Genomic DNA, 21041 nt, shown 5'->3' with positions numbered 1-21041 from the left:
CCACCACTGCTTGTCTCCATCCCCGTATCGACTGCCGTCGTGCACTGCCGACGTGATGTGCTCCTGCGGCTCTCCCCACAGCCTAATCAAGAGTCGGCCCATAACGGCAGTCGATGTCATGTCGTCTTCAAGCCCGGTGGGCACACCTGCGGGCGCACCCTCGGGTGCGCCCGCAGATCGTGCCCGGGGGCCGGGTACGCGCCGCACTCGGCGCCGCGTGGTCAACCGGCCCGTCATGGTGGTCAGTCCATACGGCGCGGCCCGCCGAGCAGGTTGGTCTCCGCCTCCGTGGGCTGGGTCATGACGAACTGGTGGTCGCCGTCGCGCCGGCACCACAGCATGGCGTTGTCGCTCAGCGTCGGCAGCACCGCGCCGACCTGCTCGGGCAGCCGCATGATGCGCGTCACCACCTCCGCCTCCTCGGGCGAGAGCCGCTGGAGGCCGACCAGGTCGACCCGGCTGAGCATCTGCGGCGACCGCGGCCCGAGGAAGGGCAGCACGGTGAGCACGCTCTGCCAGGGGCTCGGCGCGAGCTGGTTGCGCGGCGGCCGGGCGCCCATGTCCCGGATGACCAGAACGGGGCTGGAAACCGACGGTCCCTGCGGCCCGATCTGGCGCACCTCATGGACCGACACGCACTGCTGGCCGCCGCCGGCGGCCTGCGCCATCTGGCCCCAGGCCGGCGGCCGGGCGGTCTCCACCGCGACCCGGGCACCCGTCGCGACCGTGCGCAGCGCCAGCACCTGGGCCATCCACATGCTGCCGACCAGCACGATCTCCATCGGCGCGGGCCGCAGCATGCTCAGCACGGCGGGCTGGTTCTGCGGGTCGATGCCGATGATGACGCCGTCGTCGCCGACCGGCAGGGTCAGCGAGGCCAGCGCATCGGCCGTCAGGACGTGCGGGTTGCGGCGCGGGCCGCGCAGACCGAAACCGGGCCGCGGCTTGGGGCCGGTCGGCTCCGACTGCTGCTCCTCCGGGCGCATCTGGTGCGAGAGCCGGCGTCCGCCGGAGACGCCTCCCGTCGGAGTGCGCCAGCCGTCGCTGCTGACGTTGACACGGGGCTGATACGTGGGAGTGCCCATCAGCGGGTACCTCCGAGGGGAAGCGTGGCCAGCAGGCCGGGCAGCTGCTCGCGGTCGAGCCGTACGAGTCCGACCTTCGCGGAACCGGAACGGCGCTCCAACTCGGTCTGCGCGGCGGAGAGTTCGTTGTCGCTACGGGTCGACAGGCGGATGTAGCCGGTGATCGCCGGCATCCGGCCGCCGCCGTGCGTGGCGGTCAGCGAGAAGGTGCTCGCCATCGCCCGGGTGCTGGTCAGCAGCTGCGTGACGGCCGCCAACGGGGCGCCGCCCTGGCCCAGTTGGGGCCACCGGCCGATCCAGTAGGTGGTGTGCCAGCGGTCGTCGCAGCGCATCGCGCGGGTGGTCTCCTGGGTACGCCGGGCCGCCCGCCCGTCCCGCCCCATCGCGCCGTTCGCGGCCCGCGGGCTCACGCACACCGCGGTGCCGATCGCGGCCACCACCTCGCGCTCGTCGAGCACCTTGGCGCGCACGCCGTGCGCGGTGAGCCGGCTGACGAGCTGGTCGGCGGCGCGCAGCAGCGACCGCTGGGCGCCCTCCATCCCGCCGCCGCGCGCCTCGATCGCCTCGGCGCACAGCTCCGGGTCGAGCTTCAGCGCGATCCACGTCAGCTGCACCGCGGGCGTCTGGGACTGCGCCTGGAGCGGCGCGTACGAGCGGGCCGCGACGGCCTGTTCGGGCAGGTGCGGCGCCGGCGCGGGCTGGGTGTACTGGACGAACTGCGTCGACTCCAGGTGGATGTCCTCGATGTCGAGCGCGGTGTGCAGCAGTTCCAGCGGCAGCATGTGGCTGCCGCGGTGCGGCCGGAGCGGCTCGTCGCGGGAGTCCACCTGGACGATGGCGGTGAGGAAGGTGCCGTCACCGACGAAGCCGATGGCGCGCTGGTCGGCCTCGGCCGTGTACTCGTACGTGCGCAGCGCGGGTTCGCACTCCACGACCGGGGCGATGGCCGGGTCGACGCCCTGGGTCGCCGCGAGCGCGGCGCTGCTGTTCTTGCCGCGGCGCTTCATGGCGCGCACGGTGGTGATCCACTCCGGCAGCGGGATCTTCCGCCGCCGGCCGATCGCGAAGACGACCAGAAGAGCCGCCACCACGATGGCCGCGGTCAGCGCGGCCGGGTGGATCGTCCAGCCCACCAGCACCAGCGCCGCGGCGAGTTCGATGATGGCCAGCTGCTGGACGCGGATGCCGCCGATGGTGCCGGCCTGCTGGCGGAGCCGCGGCGACACCGGACCGACCGCGCCCCGGCCGCCGTTTCCTCTGTTGCCCGGCGCTGTGCCGTTCTGGCCCGCGTTTCCCGCGTACTGCGGTGCAGCGGAAGGCTGTTGCTGCTGTTGCCGCCCATTGCGGCGTCGAGCCCTGGTGGCGCTGGACATCCCCCGGCCTGCTCCTCTACTGGTGATGGTGCCTCTGGGCGTATCGGCTGCCCGCTGAGACTGATGCGTCGGACTGGTGCGTTGGAAGGTGGCACCCGTACCGTACGGCTCGATCGGTACACGGCATAGTAGAGGGCGCTACGGCGTGAGTGCCGGGGGCGGTCGCTGTGGATCCAACAGGCGGGGAGAGAAAGCAACAATGGCATCACGTCGGGACGAGCTGAATGCGTATTCGTTCGCACGGAAGCGCACGAATGCGGCATTTCTGAAGCCGCTGCCGAACGGCTCGATCGAAAGCGCGCCCAAGCCGTTGAAAGCGGTGGTGCCCAGCGTGATCATGGGGGCCCTGGTGTGCATGGGGTTCGGGGCCTGGGGCATTTTCCAGCCGGTTGCGCCGCAGGGGTGGGACTCCGTGGGGACAAACGTCCTCGTCGGGGATAAATCCACCACCCGCTACGTCGTTCTGGAGAGCAAGGACGCCAACGGCAAAAAGGAAAAACTCCTCCACCCCATCCTGAATCTGGCATCGGCAAGGCTCCTTCTCGACCCGCAGAAGTTCCAGGTCGTCAAGGTCCAGGAATCCCAGCTCGACGGAAAGCTGACGCACGGCGCGGCTATCGGCATCCCGTACGCCCCGGACCGGCTGCCCGACCCGGCCCAGGTCGACAAGCCGAAGACCTGGGCGGTGTGCGACCGCCCCGGCAGCGGTGTCAACAGCAAGAGCCAGCAGGCCGTCTTCGTGCTCGACGGCAAGGACAAGCAGGACATCGATGACACCCGCAAGGGGAAGCTCGACCTCCACCAGGCGCTCTACGTCGAGGACCCCGACGGCGTGAAGTGGCTGATCGACCACAACGGCTTCGCGTTCAAGATGATCGCCGACTCCCACCAGGCGATGACGGAGCAGCAGGCCGGCGTCAAGCACACCGACACCGAGGCCGACCGATCGCTGCGCCGCACCATCTTCGGCTCCCAGGCCGAGCCCCAGAAGGTGACCGCGGAGTTCATGAACACCCTGGTCAAGAGCCCGTTCGCGATCAGCATGCCCACCGTCGAGGGAGCGGGCACCCTGACCACCGACAGCAAGGTCCCGGCGGCGGCAAGGAAGGTCGGCTCGCTCCTCCAGGCCGGCGACGGACAGAAGTACGTGGTCGTCAAGGACGGTGTCGAGCAGGTCTCGAACTTCGTCGCCAACCTCCTGGCGCAGGGCACCAACGCGGCGCAGGTGAACGGCAGCGGCACGGGCCTCCAGCCGGTGAACGTGGCGATCGGCAGCGTCCACCCGAAGCTCGACGAGACCAACCACGCGGTCACCTTCCTGGGCAAGGTCCCCGTCGTGGGCATCGACAACCCCTGGCCCACCGAGACCGTCAGCGCGGCCAACGACTTCGCGCACGGCTCCCAGACCGGCGGGCTGTCCAGCCCCACCCCGAACGGCGTCTCGTGCAGTGTCTACAAGGGCACCAACACCAAGTACCCGGGCGCCGACAAGCTGGGCTACGCCAACGGCGTGCCGGACATGACCACTTGGGTCGGCAAGGACTACCCGGCCAAGATCGCCGCCGGCTCCACCTCGTACGTCACCCCGGGCAGCGGTCTGCTCTACCAGCAGGTGGACACCGCCTCCCAAGGCTCCGGCACCCTCTTCCTGGTCACCGACACCGGCCTGCGCTACTCGGTCCCGCGGAACAACGACTCCGCCACCAAGGCCGGCAGCGACAAGCAGGACACCGACCAGGCGCAGATCCACCTCGGCTACAAGGACGCGCACCCGCCGCTGCTCCTGTCGGCGTGGTCCAAGCTGCTCTCCGCGGGACCCTCCCTGGACGTCAAGAGCGCCAGCCAGCCGCAGGCGTCCTGAGGTCTTCCGACGGCCCGTGCGGGGTCCGCGGCCGGGCGCTCCGATGCGATGCCCGGATCCGGCCGCGGCCCCGCCGCGAATTCCCGCTAGCAATTAGTGGCTGAAATCGCCACATCTGTCCGTTTCTTGTGAACTGCGCTCCGTAGGGGCGCAGTTGGCATTGTTGTGATCCCGTCACAAGTCCCTCCCCCCTGTTGGGAACAACCGTGTGGAGTGGGTAATGTGGCAGGAGGCGTCAGCAACAGACGCCCACCGCGCAGCGCCTTGGCCGGCACCGCGCGGACGACGCACGAGTCTCATGGGGGACGTTGGGTATGGCTGGTCAGTTCACAATGACCGGGGAGGAGATGCATGCCTTCTCCGGCAAGATCGAATCGGTCAATCACGCAATTCAGGGTGAGCTCCAGCGCCTGAACCAGGTCGTTGACACCATCACCTCGGGCTGGAAGGGCCAGGCGGCCACCTCGTACCACCAGCTCCAGTCGCAGGTGAACGAGGACGGCAACCGGATCAACCAGCTGCTGGCGGAGATCAAGGAAGCCATCGACGAGACGAACAAGAACTACGTCGCCTCCGAAGAGGACCAGGCGCAGTCGATGTCGCACGTTACCGCGCAGGCCGGTGGCGGCTCCCCGTTCGGATGATGAGGCCGCGTCGCTGACCGCGGCGCAACGGCCCAGCCGCCGCAGAACGGGCGGGCCGGCCAACTCGGCCCGGCCCGCGGCGGCATGCGAACTGATCAGACATCATCACCCCCTGAGGAGACATCATGGGTGGCCAGATCCTCGTCAATTTTGCGACGATCCAGCAGGCAAGTCAGGACGTGCGCCAGACGGCGGGCAACATCCGCCAGCAGCTCGACGACCTTGAGTCCGGCGTCAAGAAGGTCGCCGCGAGCTGGGAAGGTGCGGCGCAGGAGGGCTACCAGGCCCGCCAGCGCGAGTGGGACCAGCGCGCCGCCCACCTCCAGCAGACGCTGGAGGCCATCGCCAAGGCGCTGGACACCGCGGCTCAGAACTACCAGAGCACCGAGCACAAGAACGCCGGTATCTGGGGCGGCTGACCTCGCATCGCGCGAGTACGGATGGTAGACGGCTGAGCGGCCCAACGACGGCTCGCACAGTGGTTATTGAGGGCGAGCGCGCGGCATGTGCGCTCGCCCTTCTGCCGTCCGGCCACGTGGTCCAAGGGCATCCGCACCACACCTCCCCCTTCTCCACTACTTCCTCACCCCGCACCGTCCAAACCCCTCGCCTCGCCCCACCCGCCACATTCGCCACGTATGGAGAGCAGACAACCCGTGGGATCTCGCGCCATTGGTCAACGAGCCGGGCACCGTCGCCGAGCGACGGGCGCACTGGTCACGGCGGCGTGCATCGTCGGCCTGTCGAGTGCCGCCGCCGCGCCGGCGGTCGCGGACCAGAACACCCCGCTCCAGAGCGGTGAGTGCAAGTTCGGCACCGACGACATCAAAGAGACCCCCTGGTCCCTCCAGCGCCTGCTGACCAACCAGATGTGGGCCAGCGGCAAGGGCAAGGGCATCAAGGTCGGTGTCATCGACACCGGCATCGACGCGGGCAACAAGCAGCTCCAGGACGCCATCGGGGGCGCCGGCAGGACCTACGTCAAGGACGGCAAGGCGACCCAGGACAAGGTCGGCCACGGCACCAAGGTCGCCGGCATCATCGCCGCCCGCCCGCAGTCCACGTCGGGCTTCTACGGCCTTGCACCCGAGGCCACGGTCATCCCGTACCAGCAGACCAGCGACGAGCAGGCCGGTACCGCCGACAGCCTCGCCAAGGCCATCAACGACGCGGTGTCCGACGGGGTCGACGTCATCAACATCTCGCAGGGCACGGCCGCGAGTGAGAAGCTGCTCCAATCGCTCAAGGACGCGGTGAAGAACGCCGCGGCCCACAACGTCCTGATCATCGCCTCGGCCGGCAACAGCGGCGCCAGCGGCGCGGAGCAGAACATCTACCCCGCCGCGTTCAGCACGGAGTTCGACAACGTCCTGGCCGTCGCCGCCTCCGACCGCAACAACGAGCGCGCCCCCTTCTCCCAGGCCGGCTCCTTCGTCGGCATCGCCGCCCCCGGCGTCGACATGGTCTCCACGGTCCCCCTCGGCGGCAACTGCGTCGACCAGGGCACCAGCTTCGCCTCGCCGTACGCGGCGGGCGCCGCGGCCCTCCTGATCGCCAAGCACAAGGACGACAAGGAGAAGTGGGGGCCGGCGCAGATCATCTCGCACCTGGAGCAGACCGCCGACCGCGTCCGCAAGAGCCGTGACAACAACATCGGTTGGGGCGTCATCAACCCGGTCGCCGCCCTCAACGACAACACGCGGCCGACCGGTCCGCCCACGCCGGACAAGTCGAACAACGCCGCCGGTGTCTCCAACATCATCCCGGCCGCCGTTTCCCTCGGAGAGACCGACGAGGAACGAACGGCCCGCATCGCCATCTACATCGTCGGCGGCGGACTCCTGGCCGTCGCCGCGGTCGTGGGCTCCTCGGTCGCCATGCGCGACTGGCGCCGCAAGACCGGACTCACATCACACGGGGAGGCCAAGAATGGCTAGCAAGGAATACGGCGTTGATCTCGATGCGCTTGATCAGCTCGTCAAGGAGCTCAACCAGGTCCTGAAGGACATGGGTGGCCCTAAGGACAAGGCCAAGAACCAGACTTACCTGGCGGATGGGGCGCTGGGGAAGGGCTTTGATGAGCGGGACAAGATGCACAAGGCTCACAACGACATGAAGGACTTCATCCAGCAGCAGATCGTCGACAAGATCGAGGGTCTGATCCACGACTTCGGCGACAAGTCCAAGAAGACGAAAGAACACTACGAGGACGCCGAGCACGACAACAAGTTCAAGTGACCTTGGCAGTACGGCGGTTGATCTGTAGGTGAACGAGAAGGGGGTCCACAGATGGGTGGAGACACGAGCAGTGCTCCCACGGGTGGCAATTCGTGGGATTCATTCACAACCAAGTTCAATCAGCATGACCTGAAGGGTCTGAAGGGCATGCTGGATGGTGCCGACGTCCAGCATGTCCGGGACGTTGCCGGGCACTGGCAGGCTCTTCACGACGACCTGGTCGGACCTGGTGACGGTGGCGCCGGGATCCAGAAGCGGTTCGACGATGCCGTGAAGAAGGTGCTGGAGTCCTGGCACGGCGATACGGCAGAGAAGTTCGCCAAGCGGGCTCAGGAGATCAGCCAGAACTTCACCTCTGGGGCCCCCTACGCCAGCCACACGGCGCAGGTCATGGGGCAGACGGCTCAGGACCTTCAGACGGCCATCGACAAGGTCAAGCCGGTCGACGACGGCTGGAACTGGGGCGATGACGTCTGGGGCGACATGCCCTGGTCGGACCAGATCGACGACAAAGATCTGGACAAGGCGTTGAAGCAGGATGGCGTGAGTACCCAAGGGATCCTCGACGCCAACAAGGACAATCTGTCCGGCCACCAGAAGCACCGGCTTCAGGCCGCTGTGGCTATGGAGAACCTGGGGACGGCTTATGTGGTGCGGGCGTCTTCGCTCAAGCCGCCTACGCCGGGCACCGGTAGGTACGACGAAAAAGTCCCCGAGCACCAGGACCCCACCAACGGCATGGGCACCATGCCCATGCCCATGCCTGGCATGGGTGGTCCGGGCGGCGGCGGCCTTGGAGGTGGCGGCGGGGGCGGCCTGAAGATCCCCACGCGGGGCATGCAATCGACCCCCACGCCGAAGACGCCCGAGATGCCCAAGATGCCCAACGAGCATGGCATTAACGGCGGTATGGGTTCTATGAAGCCGAAGATTCCCGACGTACACACCGGTCTGGACGGCCTCCAGGGCGGTGGCGGCGGTGGCGCCGGGGTCAAGATGCCCGGTCTTGGTGGCGGTGGCGGTGGCGGTGGCGCCAGCGTTCACATGCCTAGTGGCGGTGGAGCAGGCGGCGGCGGTCTCAGCGGCGTACCGGGTATGCCCGGCGGTGGTATGACCGGCCGCGGTGCTGGGGGCGTGAAGACCGGACCTGGTGGCGCTGGGGGCGTGAAGACCGGACCTGGTGGCGCGGGTGCTAAACCTGGCACGGGCCGCGCCGGTATGCCGGGCATGGGCGGCGCCCATGGCGGTGGTGCAGGAAAGGGAGCGGGGGTCAAGGGCGGCGGCGCCGGTGGTGCGCAAGCTCGGCAGAAGGGCGGAGTCATCGGGAAGTCCGGTGGCAAAGCCAGTGGCGGAGCCCAGGGTGGCTCTGGTCTGCACCGCAGCCGCGGGGGCACCGCAGCCGGCTCCAAGGCATCCGGCGGACGTCGCCCGGCAGGCATGATGGGCGGCGCCCACGGTGCCCACGGCGGCAAGGGCGAGGGCAAGGGGCAGGACGGCAGCCGTCCCGATTACCTGGTGGAGGACGAGGAGACCTGGACGCCGGAGCGTAATGTGGCTCCCCGGGTCATCGAGTAGGAACGGCCGGACAAGCAATCGGCAGACACGCTTGGGGCCCGCAACCTTCGGGCTGCGGGCCCCAACTCTGTGAGGAAGGTGTAATGGCATGAGCTTCACGCGGACGCTGCGTGCGGTAAGCGGCGCGGTAGTGGCGGGGGCACTGCTCTTCGGCACCGCGCCGGTTGCTGCGGCAGACCAGATCAGAAACGACCAGTGGCCGTTGCAAAAGTTCGACGCTGAGTCGATCTGGAAGATTTCAACCGGTAAGGGCGTAACGGTCGCTGTTATAGATGACCCTGTGGACGGCAGCCATGCTGATCTCGAAGGAAACGTGCTCCCGGGAAAGAGCTTCATCTCTGGGGGAACTGGAGATCATGCGTACCAGCAGCGAGAGCATGGGACAGCCATGGCTTCGCTCATTGCTGGCCACGGGCATGGGCCCGGGGGAGCCGACGGCGTAAAGGGGTTGGCTCCTGACGCCAAGATCCTCCCCGTTGGAACGGACACGGGGAGTTCTGACTTCGCTGGGCCTCTTCGGTATGCGGTGGACCAGGGCGCGAAGGTTGTGAACATGTCGTTCGGCACCGGGAGCTCGGAGCTTTCTCCGGAGGAACAACAGGCTATTGACTATGCCCGCAAGCATGACGTGCTGCTAATTGCCGCTACGGGTAACGATGGGGTCGGTACCCCCAAATTCCCAGCTGCGGCGCCAGGCGTTCTCGCAGTGGGAGCAGTGGACGACCACGGTTACGTCTGGGAAAAGTCGAACTACGGTCCTCACGTCAAGCTGATTGCCCCGGGCGTGCACATCAGGTCCGCTAGTCCAGTAGAGGATGTTAACGGCAAGTACCGCTTGGCTAATGGCACTTCCGACGCCACCGCCTACGTCTCCGCGACCGCCGCCCTGCTCCGTTCCAAGTTCCCCAACCTGACTGCTGGTCAGGTCGCCAACCGCATGATCAAGACGGCTGCCATCCCGGTGGACATGCCGAACATGAAGCTCCCGGACCCGCACTACGGCTACGGCTTCATCAAGCCCTTCAGCGCCCTTACCAAGGACGTCCCCGCCGGTTCCAAGGATGGTCCGTTCCCCGCACTGACGGGTGGAGCGTCGTCCGATCCCTCCAGCGCAGCCGGCAACAATGAAGCCGGCCCTAAGATCACCAGCCACAAGGGCCTGAGCGTGCCTTTCCTCATCCTCGTTGGCGTTGTGGGGCTCGTCCTTGTCGTCATCATCGTGGTCGTGGTGCTGGTGGCCAAGAAGAACCGCCGCAATGGCCCGCCGCCCGGTGGCTTCGGTGGTCCGGGTGGGCCTGGTGGTCCTGGCGGCTTTGTGCCGAACCCGCAGGGCCCGTACCAGCAGCAGCCCGGCGCGCCCGGTTCGTACCCGCAGGCTCCGCCCACGCAGCCGCCTGGCCGGTAAGGCTCTGAAGTGAAGTAGAAAAGAGCGGAAACAGACATATTGGGGTCCGCGGCCTTCGGGCTGCGGACCCCAATACGTTTGGGAGGGGAGGGCGTTCGGGGCGCGTTGTGCCTCATGTCTCGGAGGGGTTGAGCGCCACCCCCGTACCCGTCAGGCTGGCTGGGCTATGGCGAAGTCGACGAATGCGGCCCAGGCGGCGGGGGACGCTCTCAGCGCGGACCGAGTGATGTCCTTCGAGTCGCGGATGTGCACATCGGTGGAGCCGGGCGCGACCTCGACGCATTCACCACCTTCCTCGCTGCTGTAGCTGCTCTTCACCCACACCAGCTGGTACGTGTCCTGCTTCGCTGATTCAACGGTCATGTCTTCCCCAACACCTTCTCGACGTAGGCGAGTGACTCCTTGGGGGCAAGGGCCTGAGCACGAAGGGTCCCGTACTTGTGCTCAAGTGCCCGGACCCCATCCCGGCCTGTGTGAAGGCGGCTCATGTTCTGAACCTCCACGTACGCGATCCTGCGCCCTTCCTTGGTCTCAAGCAAGGTGAAGGGGCCCGCCAGCCCCGCGTTCTCCACTTGCCCGAGTGGCATGACTTGGAGCTCGACGGCTTTCTGCTGGCCGATGAGAAGAATCTGCTCCAACTGGCCTTGCAGCACGTCGCGTCCACCGATGGGGCGCAGCAGCACTGACTCGTCGATCACAAAGCTCAATAACGGCGTCGGTCGGCGTACGAAGATCTCCTGCCGTGCCAGGCGTGCGGCCACGCGTTGCTCGATGACTTCCTCGTCCAGCGGCGGCTTCATCATCCCGAACACCGCCCGCGCATACTCCTCCGTCTGCATCAGGCCCGGCACCGCCTGCGTCGCGTAGACATGCAACTCGACCGCCTTGGCCTCCAACCGCGCCGCATCCCGGAAGAACGCCGGATACTGCGCCCGCGCCACCTCCTCCTTCATCTCCTTGAGGACGCCGTGTGCCCCCAGCACCTCGTCCGCCTTGTCGATGAACGCGGGCGGCGGGATACGCCGTCCCTGTTCGAACGAGGCGATGGTCGCGGGGGAGTAGCCCGTCTTCGCGCCGAATTCGGGGCGTTCCATCCCCGCCCATTCCCGTAAGCGCTTGAGCTGGCGCCCGAACACCACCAAGATCCCCGATCCGGGCTCGTACTCCGCCTGCTGACCGTCGTCGTCCAAGTCGGCCATGGTCGCCATGTCCGCCGCCTTCCGCGCCTTTCGGGGTCGTGCCACCCGCTGCGTACCCGTGTTTGCCCCGTACGTACAACGCGCTGTGGTCAGCGCGTCACTCCTCGTCAAAGGTACGGGCGGGGCACGAGGGTTGGGGCCATGAACAGCACAGTCCGCTCTTCCGGGGCATTTTCCGAAATCGGCGAAACCCCCGCCGGAATCGGCGAGTTCGCGATGCGTTACACCTCCACACCGCGCGGTGCCCGGCTGGCCCGCCGGCTGACGTCGCACCGTCTCGACGAGTGGGGGTATCCCTACGACGGCGAGATCAATGAGTCCGTAACCGCTATCGCCGGTGAACTCGCCGCCAATGCCGTGCGGCACGGTCACGTACCGGGGAGGGATTTCGCGCTGTGCCTGACGGTTTCCGTGCCGACAGGTGAGCCCGGTGACCGCCGCTTCCGTGTCGAGGTGTCCGATACGCGGAGCGAGCGGCTGCCCGCGGTCACGTTGGGCGGTGAAGCCGGGGAGGGGGCGGACAGGGGCACCGGCGCGCTCGCGGAGAACGGCCGCGGGCTGCTGATCGTTGCGCGCCTCGCGGCCGGATGGGGCGTCGTTCCGCGGGCGGGTGGTCCGGGGAAGACCGTGTGGGCGGAGTACGTCGCGGCGACGCGTACGCCGGCGGACGGCTGAGGGGGCGACCGTTCTGCGCTGCGTCCAGGCTCCTACCGGTGAGGTGGTCCGGGGCGTGGTCGATGGAGGTCTTGGGCTCGGTGAGGTCCCCGGTGCCGCATGTGATGCCGTCGACGGATGCGTCGGCGAGCTTCTTGCCGATCTCGGCGGTCCGGGTGCAAGTCCGCCCGCCGTCCCGGCGTGATGGCCGGCGACGGCGGGCGGTACTTCCCCTCCGCGCTCAGGTGGAGGTCGGTGGCCGGTCCGCCGTGGGAACGGCCGAGGACCTCGCCCGCCTCGATTCGCCGCCTATGCGTCGTCGGAGCGCACCAGACGGATGCCGCAGAAGTCCTTGGGCAGATCCGGCCACCAATACGGGTCCTTGTGGCCGATGTTGATCTTGCGGAACCAGTCCGCTATGTACGCGATGACCACGAAGAGATATCCGGCCAGCCAGCGGCGGAACAGCCGGGGCAGGCGGGGCCGGCCGCCATCGCTTGAAAGGATCACGCGGGTCTGGGTGATGAGCTTGCCGAGGCTCGCGCCGGAGACGCGGGTCAGGAGCACGTGGTTGATGAAGGCGAACCCGAAGGCCACGCCGAGTCCGGTGAGTACGCCCTGCCGAGGGTTGTGGGCGACGACGAAGCCGAGGTAGCCGACGGCCGCGGACAACAAGCCGTCGATCACGCTTGTCAGGAAGCGGCGGGCTTCGCTGACGGGTTCGGGGAGGCCTGGGGCCGGTGCCTGGGGAGGAGTCGGCTGCTGTTGATACGGCGCGGGCGGCTGCTGATGCGTCGGCTGGTACCCGTACTGTCCGTTGGGCGGTGGGGCCTGCTGATACGGCTGCTGTTGATACGGCGCCGGAGGCTGCTGGTTGTACTGCGGGTACGGCTGTTGCGGAGGCTGTTGGTTGTATTGCGGGTACGGCTGTTGCGGTGGCTGTTGGTTGTATTGCGGGTACGGCTGCTGCGGTGGGAAGTCTTGGCCTGACATGGGTATGGATCCTTCCACGGCGTCGGCCCGGGCGTCGGCCGGTGGGTCTCTTCGGGAGGGCCTGGCCCGGAATGCGGTATCCAGGTCGGTCATGGTCTTGGTGTACGCACCGGCATGAAAGCCCTGCACGGCCCGGTTCCGTCTTTGGGCGCGATCTGCATTCCGTTTCCCCGACAAGGATGCCAACTACGCACTCCGGTAGGCTTATCGCCAACCTACGTGACGTGAAGCAAGCACAGGGGGCACTCCGTGGCAGGTTCCGGGTACCAGATCGACCCGAATGTACTCAAGACGCAGGGTAAGAACTTCTCGGACATCGCGCACAATTTCGGTAGCGCGGCCGAAAAGTTCAAAAGCAAGGTCACGGAGTGCGAAGAGGGCTGGGGGGACGATTCCGCGAAAATCGTCGACCAGCTCCTCAAGGCGTACAAGCCGGTGAGCAAGGTCATCATGATGGCGCTGCCCCACCTTGAGGATGCGCTCGGCGACCTCGGCACCAAGCTCGACACGATCGCCAAGGATTACGAGGCGACCGAGCTGGAACAGGTCTCCGTCCTCTCCAAGATCGCGCCCGAGGGCCAGGGCAAGGTCTAGCCCTTCCGTACCGTTTTCGGTCGGCTCCAGCCATCCATCAACACCTGTGTTTCCAGGGGGAGTACAACGTGTCCATCATGCTGCCGAGCGAGGTCGACTGGGTCCTCGATCTGCTGGGCTTCGAGTGGCCCAATCTCGACGAAGACAAGATGATCGAGGCGGCGGAGGCGTGGCGCTCGTTCGCGCAAGACTGCCACCAGGCCATGAACCAGGGGAACTCCGCGGCCGGCACGGTACGCGGCTCCAACTCCGGTGACGCGATCGACGGCTTCGGCAAAGCCTGGGACCGCTTCACCAAGAACGGACTCATCGAGTTCGGCTACCTGGAAGCGCTGGCGGGCGCGGCCGAGATCCTGGCGGCCCTGCTTGATGTGTGCGCGGTCATCGTGGTGGCGCTGAAGATCTACGTCATCGCCCAGCTCATCGATCTGGCCATCGAGTTCGCCATCGCCCAGGCATCCGCTCCGGTCACCTTCGGTGCCTCCGAGGCGGCTCTGGCCGGTCGCGTCGTGATGATCCGGATGCTCGTCAAGCGGGCCCTGAAGGAGGCCGCGGAGAAGATCACCGCGAAGGTCACCGAGTCCCTGGCGAAGCGGGAAGTCGCCTCCGTCAGGGAAATCCTCGTCAAGATCGGCAAGGAAACGGCGAAGTCGGTCGGTAAGGAAGCCTACAACCAGGGCAAGGCCATCTACCAAGGCAAGCAGGACGGCGTCAACTGGACCGACATGGGAGTGGCAGCGGTCAACCCGGCGCTGAAGCCGATCGCGGGCACCATCACGAAGGACGACAAGGGCGAGTACGGCTTCAAGGCCGATGGCGCCGGCAAGGTCGCGATGGGCATGTACCACCAGGCCGAAGGCGTCGGGAAAATCGCGGAAGGTGATCTCTCCGGGGGCGCTCGCCAGATTTGGGACGGGGGACTCGAGCAGATCGGCGGGGCCAAGACCGTCTACGAGACCGGCACGAAGGAGAAGAAGGAGGAGGGGGAGGGGGAACCGGAGTCGGGCGAATCGCACTCGAACTCGGGTGGCCACCATTCGACGTCGGGTGGCTCGGGTCACGACCGGTCGACGCCTCCCCGTCCGACCCCGCCCCCGGCCCCCACCACCGCCTCCGGCCAGGCCGAGAGCGACCGGGCCCGTTCCACCTTCGGCTGACAGGAGCCCCACGATGCGCAACAGCAACCCCAACACCGATGCTCTCGGCGACCGCGACTATCCCATCGAGGAGAAGGACCTCACCGAGGAGCAGAACGAGCACCGCACCAAGACCCTGCGCGCGGTGCGCGACAACCCCAACGCCCCCGAAGCGCTCAGGGAGTTGGCGAAGAAGATGCTCAGCGGCCGGGTCCAGCTCAAGGACGTCCTGGACGACTCTTCGGGGCACCGCGCGCTGAGCGAGGGGCTGGCCCCCCTCAGGGAGCAGTGGCGGACGATGTCGCCGCAGCAGCGCCAGGCCGTCCGGGAGTACGACCCGGACGAGGAACCGCGCGGAGGCGGCGCCTCCGGCCGGTCGCCGAGGTACTGATCCGCGTCAGCGGTTTCCGCTGACGGGACAAGTCGGCGGAAACCGGCAGGGCCGGGCGGGAGTTGGCGGGCTCGGCGCGTACTGTGCGGCAGGGCCGCTGCGGGACCGGCCGCGATGGTCGGAACGCAGCGGCCCTGGGGGATCCTGGGGCGCAGCGATGGCCGCCGCGTCGAAGGCCACCGCGATGGCCTCGTCCGTCGCCGCGGCGTCGCGGAAGTAGTGGTCCCCGCTGCCGCCACTGCCGTCGTACGCGCCCCCGTTCCTTCTCGAAGCCGTCGACGGCGTCGCCGGAGTTGGCGGAAGCGACCGCGTCGGCCGCCGAAGAGCCCTGGTCCCGCGCCTGGTTCACCGAATCGGCGAAGGTGCGCCATACCTGGGCGCACGCGTGGAGCTTGTCCTCGTCGGCGCCGGGCCAGTCGTGGCCGAGGCACGCCAGGCGATCTGCGGGTATGCGTGCCAAGGTGGGAAGACGCTGCCACCGACCGCTTGTGGAGATGGGGAAACTCAACGAAAACCAGGCGGAATTGAGCCGCCTGGGGCAGCAGGTCCGGGCTGTGTGCCGTCCCGTAGCATTTCCGCTCATGGACGCAGCCGACAACGATCATGGCAACGACCAGTCCGATTGGTCTGATCAGCCCCTTCCCGACTCCGAGGGCGACAGCGGGAACCGAGTCGGGCTGACGCCTCGGCAGGCCCGGCGGGTGCGGGTCGTGCTGGCCTCGGTGATGATGGGCCTGATGGCGGTGCTGCTCGTGGTGCGGCTGGCGTCCCGTACGTCGGTACTGGTCGTCGGGGTGTACGGAGCCGCACTCGTCCTCTGCGGGATCGTCATCGAACTGGCCCGGAACGGGCGTACCCGGTTGGGAAGTTGGCTGCTGGGCGTGGGACTGGCGGCAGCGATTGCCGCGGACTGGCTGTTGTTGCCCTGAGGGCACGGTCGCCGGCCTCAGCCGGACGCCGTGTCCTCAGTACGGCCGGTGCGTCGGAACAGCCGCTCCTCGGAACAGCCGCTCCTCAGAACAACCCGTGCCACATCTGCTCGACGATCAGGGACCACCAGTTGCCGGCGTCGTCCAGCGCCCAGGCGTCGATCGCCGTGAGCTGCTCCTGGAAGGCCGCGACGGTGGCGCCCGCCGCGTACGGGTCCATGCCCTGCATCTGCCGCCGGGTGGTGGCCAGGAGGGCCAGGGAGCGCGCGTAGGCGGCGGCGGAGCGGTTGACGAAGCGGGCGCCGCCGGTGGACGGCTGGACGGCCCAGAGGGTGCCCTGCTGGCTCGGGTCGTCCTCGGGGGCGGTGCACTGCACGGCGATGGCGTACAGGCCGTCGGTGCCGATCCGGACGTAGCCGGCGAGGGTCTCCAGGATCTGCGGACCGGCGTCGGTGCCGGTCGCCCGGAGGTGGGTGGCGACGTCGGCGAACAGGCCGCCGGCCGGCGGGTTTCCGGGCTCGTCGGCGGTGAAGAAGTACGGGACCTGGCGGGGCAGGCCGGCCGTTGCCAGGGTCGCCCTGGCGTCCTCGGGCAGCTCGGTGCCGGTGAGGGCGCCGGCGTCGGCGCGCAGGATGCCCTCCGTGCCGAAGACCTCGGCGAGGTGGCTGCCGAGCTCCTCGGTGCTCATCGGCAGCGCGGGCGCGACGGACTGCGGTACGGGGACGCGGTGCGGCTGCGGCGGTGCCTGCTTGCCCGCCATTTGGTACATCGTCGCCACCTGGCGGAGCAGCCCGGCGATGCCCTCGGCGCGCTCCTCGGGGCGCATGCCGTAGCCCGCGGTGCAGGAGAAGGCGGCGTTGGGGAAGGCCCGGAGCACGAAGTCGCCCGTGTAGCCGCCGGGGAGCAGCGCCGGTCGGAGGTCGGTGTGCACCGCGCGGACGTCGGCGCCGTTCACGCCCAACCGCTGGAGTTCGGTGAGGAGTTGGTACTCGGCGGGCGGCCGGCCGGGCGCCGAGACGCGGGCGAGGCTGGTGTCCTCGCCCGTGGACGGGTCGCGGTAGGTCGCCACGGCGGTGTTGCCGGGGCCGGTGACCGGCGGCTCGCCCGCGGGGGTGGCGGCCTGGGCCTGGGTGTTCACGAGTGGTCTCCTTCGACGCCCTGGGGGCGGTCCTGGGAAGCGGCGTCGGCGGCGGGGGCGGTGCCGGTGGCCTGGGCGGGGATGGTGGGCGTGACCTCGGGGCCGGACTCCGGGGCGGGAGCCGGGAGGGGGGCACCGGCCCGCGCCGGGGCGGGCGCCGGGACCGGCGCGGTGATCCGAGTCGGCGCGGTGATCTGACGGGCCGTCACGCCGCGTTCGGTGGCGGTGAGCAGGACGCCCTGCGGCGAGAGGTCGGCGTCGCGGAACGGGGTGTCGGAGAGCAGCGCGGTCACCACCTCGCCGCTCTCCCGGGCCCAGATGCGCAGGTAGTCGGCGCCTCGGCTCAATCCGTAGGGGGACGCCGCCTGTTCGTCCTCCGAAGGGCGCCGCATCCGCGCGGCGTGGGCATCGAGGTGCCCCGGGCGGAGGAGGTCGTGGAGGAGGAGGGCGGTGTCCGAGTCGGGCAGCGGGCGGGCATGGGGAGTCCCGACAGGGACCACCAGGGCGGCGACGGGACGGGAGTCGCCGGCGGCCTCGCCACCTCCCTCGCCCCCTTCTCCCTCGCCCTGCGGCAGGAGGAAGGCGGGCGCCACCGAGACCACACCCGTCAGCGGCAGGCTCCACAGCGTGCGCCACGGCAGGTCGAAGCCGAGGCCGTGCACGGCGTCCGCGTACGGCTGGAGGCCGTCCTCGACGAACGCGGTCTCCAGGAGCGCCGCCCGCATCTCGGCCGGGGCCTCGGAGCGGGTGAACAGGGGAGCGGTGCGCAGATACGTGTGGGCCGGGGCGCCCAGCTGGTCGAGCGGCACGGCCTCGACGGCGGCGCGCAGCGCGACCGGTTCGGCGTGCGCGAACAGGCCCGGATCGGTGAGGAGTTGGGGGAGCAGACCGGCGTCGAGGGTGTGCGCCGCCAGGTAGTCGCGGACGTACGGATCGGCCCGGGACCAGTCCTGCTGCGGTACCGCCTCCAGGAGCGCCATGGCGATCCTGGTCTGGGTGTCCCGGGGGTCCGTGAAGCCGGCCCGGATCTCCGCGGCGAGTCCGGGATGCGTCAGCCGCAGCAGCGTACGGCCGCCGGAGCCGTCCCCGGCGCCGTCCTCGGCCCCTCCGTCCGGTTCCCCGGACTCCACCGGTTCGATGAACGGTGCCGCGAGCAGCATCCCCTCGGCGATGGCCTGGCCCATGTCGCGGCCCGCGACGGCGCTCGCCAGCGGGCGCCACAGCTGGACCGGCAGCCCGTCGCCCTCGGCGAACGCCAGCGGCGCCAGCATCTGCCGCAGCGTCAGCGGTTCGGCGCCCAGGCGGCGGGCGTGCAGGTCCAGCACCTCGCCGACGGTGGAGGGAAGCTGCGACGCGTCCGCCGGGTCGACGTCCCCGGGCTCAGGCAGGGCGAACAGCGCGCGGACGGCCAGGTGGACGGTCAGCCGGCTGCCGTTCGCGCGCCGGGCCAGCGCCTCGGCGAGCGCCCGGCGGGCGTCCGGGTCGGTGGTGTACGGGAGGTCGGGTGCCCCGGCCTCCGGGGTGAGCGCGGTCTCGGCGTGCAGCACCAGGCCCTCGGGGTCGGCCCACTCGGGCTCGTCGAGGTCGATGACCTGCACCTGGCCGCCCGGCGCCGAACCGGCCAGCTCGGCGGCGAGTTCGCGGGGGACGTCGGCGAGCAGCCGGACCGTCGGGGTCGCGGCGAGCGGCGTGAGGACGTCGCGTATCAGCCGCGCCGGCTCGTTGACGGGGCGTACCGGACCGGCCAGATCCACATCCGGCACCACTATGGTCACCGGCTCTTCACGAGCGGCGAGTTCGGTGAAGATGTCCTCGGTGCGGGCCGCTTCGAGGCCGAGATGGTCGGCGAGCAGCCACAGCAGCTGTGCGGACGTACGGCCCCTGGGGTCCGGGACGGCGGGTGACGGGAGGTCCGGCGGGACCGTCGCCGGGTCCAGGTCGTCCAGCGGGAGCCGCTTGCGGTACTCGGGGTCGCACATCATCAGGAACCCGGCCACCAGGCGCGAACGGCCGCTCCCCGGGCTGCCGGTGACCACGATGACGCGCGGTGCGCCGGGCCACTGCATGCGCCATGCCGCGAGGGCGCGGAGCGCGGCGGTGCGTCCGCCGATGTACGGATGCGGCGCGTATCCCGCCGTGCCGGCTGCTTCTGCTGCGTCGGCTGATTCCGCCGCGTCGGCTGAGGCGCTCATGACTTCCTCGTCCCCCATCAATCCCGCCCTCCACCTCGTGGATCGTGCGTGTACCGGCTAGATCCTATGTTCCGGGCCGGGTGGTGCGGCACGGCCCGGGGTGGCCGTTCCCGGAAGAATGTGGAGAGGGCGGTGCCGGAAAAGCATGGAATTATGCGCTGCTGCGACTGTGTGCCCGATAAGTGCCCGATAATTCGGCAATTCCGGCCGCCGGTCCGGCGGCCGGAATTCCGCGGGGTTCAGCGGTGTCCGCGACCGCCGCCCCGGCGCGGGCCGGTGACGAGGTTGAGGCTCGGTGCGTCGCGCTCGGCGCGCTCGCGGTCCTCCTCCTGCTGCTGCTTCTCCTGCCACTCGGCGAACTTCGCGCGGGACTCCTCGCGCTCGGCCTGCGTCTGGTTCTCCGCCGCCCGCCGGATCTGGCCCATGCGGTCGCCCAGCGCACCCATGTAGTCGGGCGTCTCGATGGCGTCCTTCATGCTGATCCGGCCGGAGAGCACCTCCTTGGCCATCTCCTGGAGCTTGCCGCCCACGTTGGGGTTCTCGGCGAGGACCTTCAGTGCCTTCCGCAGACGCTGCGCCTGCTCCTGGTCATGGGCGACGTCCATCAGGTCCGCGTCCTCGATCTGCCGCTCATTGCTCATGTCTGCCCCCTGGGTACGTGGTGGAACGGCAACCGCGTGTGCTGCGCTGGCGTCAGAGTCTAATAACGGGTGTGAACGGGTCGTCAAGACGGGGTTGTCGGTATTGCCGCATATTGCTCCGTATCCCCTTCCCTGCTTCGTACACCGGCCCTTCCGCAGCGGGCGTCGGGCCTATTGCCTGTGTGCTAGACCTGTGGCGATGTTCAGCAGGTCGCTGTCATTCAATTCGGGGAGAAATGATGTCCGATGAGGTCCGGCTCAGTACCGAGACGCTCCACAAGCTCGGTACGTCCTTCGAGATACAGGCGGAAGAACTGGGCCGGCAGCTGAGCGCGTTCAGACGGCGGGCGGACGCCGACGCGCTGCGCGACGGCTTCGGCAGCGACGAGGCGGCCCGGCCGCACCGCGAGCTGTTCGAGGAGGCCGAGCGCGCCCTCGTACAGCTCCAGGAGAAGCTCGCCGAGGTCGGCGGGGGCATCAAGGAGACCGTCGCGAACACGCAGGCGGCCGAGGACGAGCTGGTCGAGATGATGCGGAGCGTCAACAAGTGACGGAGCCACGGCGCAACCCCGAGGCGCTGCACGAAGCGGCGGCCGGCTGGCGGGAGATGGGCAGGCACCTGGACGGACTCGTCCGCGACCTCGACCGGCATGTCGGCACCGCCGCCGCGGCCGACTGGCACGGTCCGGCGGGCGAGGCGTTCGCCGCGGAGTGGCACCACCTCAAGCGCGGCGTCGACGACGCGCTGCCGGCGTTCGAGCTGGCCGCGGCCGACCTCGACAGCGCCGCCACCGCGCACCACGCCGACAGCGGCAGCGCGGACCACGACGCACCGCCGGTGGACAACTCCGGCTCCCAGAACGGCTCTCAGGGCGGCCCGCAGATGACGTACGGCTTCATGGCGCTGGGCCAGCTCGCCAACTCCCTCGGCGGTGCCTTCGGCAAGCGCGGCAAGGGAGGGGGCGGCGGACAGGGCAACGGTCCGGTCGTCAC

Annotated in this window: 23 protein-coding genes; 14 read left to right on the top strand and 9 right to left on the bottom strand. The window is 68.9% G+C overall.

The window, feature by feature from the left end; genetic code table 11:
- Nucleotides 1–242 precede the first annotated feature (242 nt).
- Together IEZ17_RS38345 and eccE are read right to left on the bottom strand one after the other, a co-directional pair.
- The gene (locus IEZ17_RS38345) at nucleotides 243–1085 is read right to left on the bottom strand and encodes a hypothetical protein (RefSeq protein WP_189308255.1); all 843 of its coding nucleotides are present in this window, start codon (nucleotides 1083–1085) and stop codon (nucleotides 243–245) included.
- The gene (gene eccE, locus IEZ17_RS38340) at nucleotides 1085–2311 is read right to left on the bottom strand and encodes a type VII secretion protein EccE (RefSeq protein WP_189308254.1); all 1227 of its coding nucleotides are present in this window, start codon (nucleotides 2309–2311) and stop codon (nucleotides 1085–1087) included. The genes IEZ17_RS38345 and eccE overlap by 1 nt, the downstream gene beginning before the upstream one ends.
- Nucleotides 2312–2657: 346 nt before the next feature.
- Between eccE and IEZ17_RS38335 the strand changes: the two genes are divergently transcribed.
- The 7 genes from IEZ17_RS38335 to IEZ17_RS38305 all read left to right on the top strand — a co-directional run bounded on the left by IEZ17_RS38335 (nucleotide 2658) and on the right by IEZ17_RS38305 (nucleotide 10181).
- Nucleotides 2658–4319: a type VII secretion protein EccB gene (locus IEZ17_RS38335; protein ID WP_189308253.1), complete on the top strand. Its 1662-nt coding sequence runs from the start codon at nucleotides 2658–2660 to the stop codon at nucleotides 4317–4319.
- Between the two features lie 314 nt (nucleotides 4320–4633).
- Entirely contained in the window at nucleotides 4634–4963 is a 330-nt protein-coding gene (locus IEZ17_RS38330) for a WXG100 family type VII secretion target (RefSeq protein ID WP_189308252.1), read from the top strand.
- 125 nt (nucleotides 4964–5088) lie between these two features.
- Complete coding sequence (locus tag IEZ17_RS38325; protein ID WP_189308251.1) at nucleotides 5089–5382, top strand: WXG100 family type VII secretion target; 294 nt, start codon at nucleotides 5089–5091, stop codon at nucleotides 5380–5382.
- Nucleotides 5383–5619: 237 nt separating this feature from the next.
- A complete protein-coding gene (gene mycP, locus IEZ17_RS38320; protein ID WP_229853038.1) occupies nucleotides 5620–6900 on the top strand; it encodes a type VII secretion-associated serine protease mycosin in 1281 nt (426 codons plus the stop codon).
- Nucleotides 6893–7201 carry a hypothetical protein gene (locus IEZ17_RS38315; protein WP_189308249.1) on the top strand — a complete coding sequence of 103 codons (309 nt, stop codon included), beginning with the start codon at nucleotides 6893–6895 and terminating at the stop codon, nucleotides 7199–7201. Before mycP ends, IEZ17_RS38315 begins: the two co-directional genes overlap by 8 nt.
- A 51-nt stretch (nucleotides 7202–7252) precedes the next feature.
- Nucleotides 7253–8776 (top strand): WXG100 family type VII secretion target, encoded by a 1524-nt coding sequence (locus IEZ17_RS38310; RefSeq protein WP_189308248.1) that lies wholly within the window; start codon nucleotides 7253–7255, stop codon nucleotides 8774–8776.
- Between the two features lie 88 nt (nucleotides 8777–8864).
- Complete coding sequence (locus IEZ17_RS38305) at nucleotides 8865–10181, top strand: S8 family peptidase (protein WP_189308247.1); 1317 nt, start codon at nucleotides 8865–8867, stop codon at nucleotides 10179–10181.
- Nucleotides 10182–10331: 150 nt separating this feature from the next.
- Here IEZ17_RS38305 and IEZ17_RS38300 read toward each other — a convergent pair whose 3' ends face one another.
- Together IEZ17_RS38300 and IEZ17_RS38295 are read right to left on the bottom strand one after the other, a co-directional pair.
- Complete coding sequence (locus IEZ17_RS38300; RefSeq protein ID WP_189308246.1) at nucleotides 10332–10544, bottom strand: DUF397 domain-containing protein; 213 nt, start codon at nucleotides 10542–10544, stop codon at nucleotides 10332–10334.
- The gene (locus IEZ17_RS38295; RefSeq protein ID WP_229853037.1) at nucleotides 10541–11389 is read right to left on the bottom strand and encodes a helix-turn-helix domain-containing protein; all 849 of its coding nucleotides are present in this window, start codon (nucleotides 11387–11389) and stop codon (nucleotides 10541–10543) included. Before IEZ17_RS38295 ends, IEZ17_RS38300 begins: the two co-directional genes overlap by 4 nt.
- A 132-nt stretch (nucleotides 11390–11521) precedes the next feature.
- Here IEZ17_RS38295 and IEZ17_RS38290 point away from each other — a divergent pair, with 132 nt between their 5' ends.
- Nucleotides 11522–12055 (top strand): ATP-binding protein, encoded by a 534-nt coding sequence (locus IEZ17_RS38290; RefSeq protein ID WP_189308245.1) that lies wholly within the window; start codon nucleotides 11522–11524, stop codon nucleotides 12053–12055.
- Nucleotides 12056–12343: 288 nt separating this feature from the next.
- Here IEZ17_RS38290 and IEZ17_RS44030 read toward each other — a convergent pair whose 3' ends face one another.
- A complete protein-coding gene (locus tag IEZ17_RS44030; protein WP_189308244.1) occupies nucleotides 12344–13027 on the bottom strand; it encodes an RDD family protein in 684 nt (227 codons plus the stop codon).
- A 249-nt stretch (nucleotides 13028–13276) separates the two neighbouring features.
- Here IEZ17_RS44030 and IEZ17_RS38280 point away from each other — a divergent pair, with 249 nt between their 5' ends.
- The 3 genes from IEZ17_RS38280 (at nucleotide 13277) to IEZ17_RS38270 (ending at nucleotide 15148) form a co-directional block, all read left to right on the top strand.
- A complete protein-coding gene (locus tag IEZ17_RS38280; RefSeq protein ID WP_189308243.1) occupies nucleotides 13277–13621 on the top strand; it encodes a WXG100 family type VII secretion target in 345 nt (114 codons plus the stop codon).
- 77 nt (nucleotides 13622–13698) lie between these two features.
- A complete protein-coding gene (locus IEZ17_RS38275) occupies nucleotides 13699–14778 on the top strand; it encodes a WXG100-like domain-containing protein (RefSeq protein ID WP_444544835.1) in 1080 nt (359 codons plus the stop codon).
- A 13-nt stretch (nucleotides 14779–14791) separates the two neighbouring features.
- Nucleotides 14792–15148, top strand: coding sequence for a hypothetical protein (locus tag IEZ17_RS38270; protein ID WP_189308241.1), 357 nt, complete (start codon nucleotides 14792–14794; stop codon nucleotides 15146–15148).
- Here the strand turns inward: IEZ17_RS38270 and IEZ17_RS45620 are convergent.
- On the bottom strand, nucleotides 15036–15731 hold the full coding sequence (locus IEZ17_RS45620; RefSeq protein WP_444544834.1) for a WXG100-like domain-containing protein: 696 nt from the start codon (nucleotides 15729–15731) through the stop codon (nucleotides 15036–15038). The two genes, IEZ17_RS38270 and IEZ17_RS45620, sit on opposite strands and share 113 nt — an antisense overlap.
- On the opposite strand from IEZ17_RS45620, the gene IEZ17_RS38265 reads away from it, so the two are divergent.
- Nucleotides 15730–16077 (top strand): hypothetical protein, encoded by a 348-nt coding sequence (locus IEZ17_RS38265; RefSeq protein WP_229853036.1) that lies wholly within the window; start codon nucleotides 15730–15732, stop codon nucleotides 16075–16077. The two genes, IEZ17_RS45620 and IEZ17_RS38265, sit on opposite strands and share 2 nt — an antisense overlap.
- A gap of 85 nt (nucleotides 16078–16162) precedes the next feature.
- Here IEZ17_RS38265 and IEZ17_RS38260 read toward each other — a convergent pair whose 3' ends face one another.
- The 3 genes from IEZ17_RS38260 to IEZ17_RS38250 form a co-directional block, all read right to left on the bottom strand.
- On the bottom strand, nucleotides 16163–17215 hold the full coding sequence (locus IEZ17_RS38260) for an SUKH-4 family immunity protein (protein ID WP_189308240.1): 1053 nt from the start codon (nucleotides 17213–17215) through the stop codon (nucleotides 16163–16165).
- A complete protein-coding gene (locus tag IEZ17_RS38255; protein ID WP_229853035.1) occupies nucleotides 17212–19407 on the bottom strand; it encodes an amino acid adenylation domain-containing protein in 2196 nt (731 codons plus the stop codon). The genes IEZ17_RS38260 and IEZ17_RS38255 overlap by 4 nt, the downstream gene beginning before the upstream one ends.
- 239 nt (nucleotides 19408–19646) lie before the next feature.
- Nucleotides 19647–20048: a hypothetical protein gene (locus IEZ17_RS38250; RefSeq protein ID WP_189308239.1), complete on the bottom strand. Its 402-nt coding sequence runs from the start codon at nucleotides 20046–20048 to the stop codon at nucleotides 19647–19649.
- A 239-nt stretch (nucleotides 20049–20287) separates the two neighbouring features.
- On the opposite strand from IEZ17_RS38250, the gene IEZ17_RS38245 reads away from it, so the two are divergent.
- Together IEZ17_RS38245 and IEZ17_RS38240 are read left to right on the top strand one after the other, a co-directional pair.
- Complete coding sequence (locus IEZ17_RS38245) at nucleotides 20288–20599, top strand: hypothetical protein (protein ID WP_229853034.1); 312 nt, start codon at nucleotides 20288–20290, stop codon at nucleotides 20597–20599.
- A partial coding sequence (locus tag IEZ17_RS38240; RefSeq protein WP_189308237.1) for a WXG100 family type VII secretion target occupies nucleotides 20596–21041 on the top strand: 446 nt, incomplete at its 3' end. The genes IEZ17_RS38245 and IEZ17_RS38240, both read left to right, overlap by 4 nt.

The organism is Streptomyces albospinus (assembly GCF_014648695.1).
Lineage (GTDB): Bacteria > Actinomycetota > Actinomycetes > Streptomycetales > Streptomycetaceae > Streptomyces > Streptomyces albospinus.
Note: the sequence above shows the minus strand (reverse complement) of the source record. Positions and strands in the feature narration are given on the sequence as shown.

Coding starts and splice junctions, on each gene's coding strand:
- IEZ17_RS38245 (WP_229853034.1), top strand. CDS start 20,288: ATGTCCGATGAGGTCCGGCTCAGTACCGAGACGCTCCACAAGCTCGGT.
- IEZ17_RS38315 (WP_189308249.1), top strand. CDS start 6,893: ATGGCTAGCAAGGAATACGGCGTTGATCTCGATGCGCTTGATCAGCTC.
- IEZ17_RS38270 (WP_189308241.1), top strand. CDS start 14,792: ATGCGCAACAGCAACCCCAACACCGATGCTCTCGGCGACCGCGACTAT.
- IEZ17_RS38255 (WP_229853035.1), bottom strand. CDS start 19,407: ATGAGCGCCTCAGCCGACGCGGCGGAATCAGCCGACGCAGCAGAAGCA.
- IEZ17_RS38310 (WP_189308248.1), top strand. CDS start 7,253: ATGGGTGGAGACACGAGCAGTGCTCCCACGGGTGGCAATTCGTGGGAT.
- IEZ17_RS38325 (WP_189308251.1), top strand. CDS start 5,089: ATGGGTGGCCAGATCCTCGTCAATTTTGCGACGATCCAGCAGGCAAGT.
- IEZ17_RS38300 (WP_189308246.1), bottom strand. CDS start 10,544: ATGACCGTTGAATCAGCGAAGCAGGACACGTACCAGCTGGTGTGGGTG.
- IEZ17_RS38330 (WP_189308252.1), top strand. CDS start 4,634: ATGGCTGGTCAGTTCACAATGACCGGGGAGGAGATGCATGCCTTCTCC.
- IEZ17_RS38290 (WP_189308245.1), top strand. CDS start 11,522: ATGAACAGCACAGTCCGCTCTTCCGGGGCATTTTCCGAAATCGGCGAA.
- IEZ17_RS38335 (WP_189308253.1), top strand. CDS start 2,658: ATGGCATCACGTCGGGACGAGCTGAATGCGTATTCGTTCGCACGGAAG.
- IEZ17_RS38265 (WP_229853036.1), top strand. CDS start 15,730: ATGGACGCAGCCGACAACGATCATGGCAACGACCAGTCCGATTGGTCT.
- IEZ17_RS38345 (WP_189308255.1), bottom strand. CDS start 1,085: ATGGGCACTCCCACGTATCAGCCCCGTGTCAACGTCAGCAGCGACGGC.
- IEZ17_RS38250 (WP_189308239.1), bottom strand. CDS start 20,048: ATGAGCAATGAGCGGCAGATCGAGGACGCGGACCTGATGGACGTCGCC.
- IEZ17_RS45620 (WP_444544834.1), bottom strand. CDS start 15,731: ATGAGCGGAAATGCTACGGGACGGCACACAGCCCGGACCTGCTGCCCC.
- IEZ17_RS38295 (WP_229853037.1), bottom strand. CDS start 11,389: ATGGCGACCATGGCCGACTTGGACGACGACGGTCAGCAGGCGGAGTAC.
- IEZ17_RS44030 (WP_189308244.1), bottom strand. CDS start 13,027: ATGTCAGGCCAAGACTTCCCACCGCAGCAGCCGTACCCGCAATACAAC.
- IEZ17_RS38305 (WP_189308247.1), top strand. CDS start 8,865: ATGAGCTTCACGCGGACGCTGCGTGCGGTAAGCGGCGCGGTAGTGGCG.
- IEZ17_RS38275 (WP_444544835.1), top strand. CDS start 13,699: ATGCTGCCGAGCGAGGTCGACTGGGTCCTCGATCTGCTGGGCTTCGAG.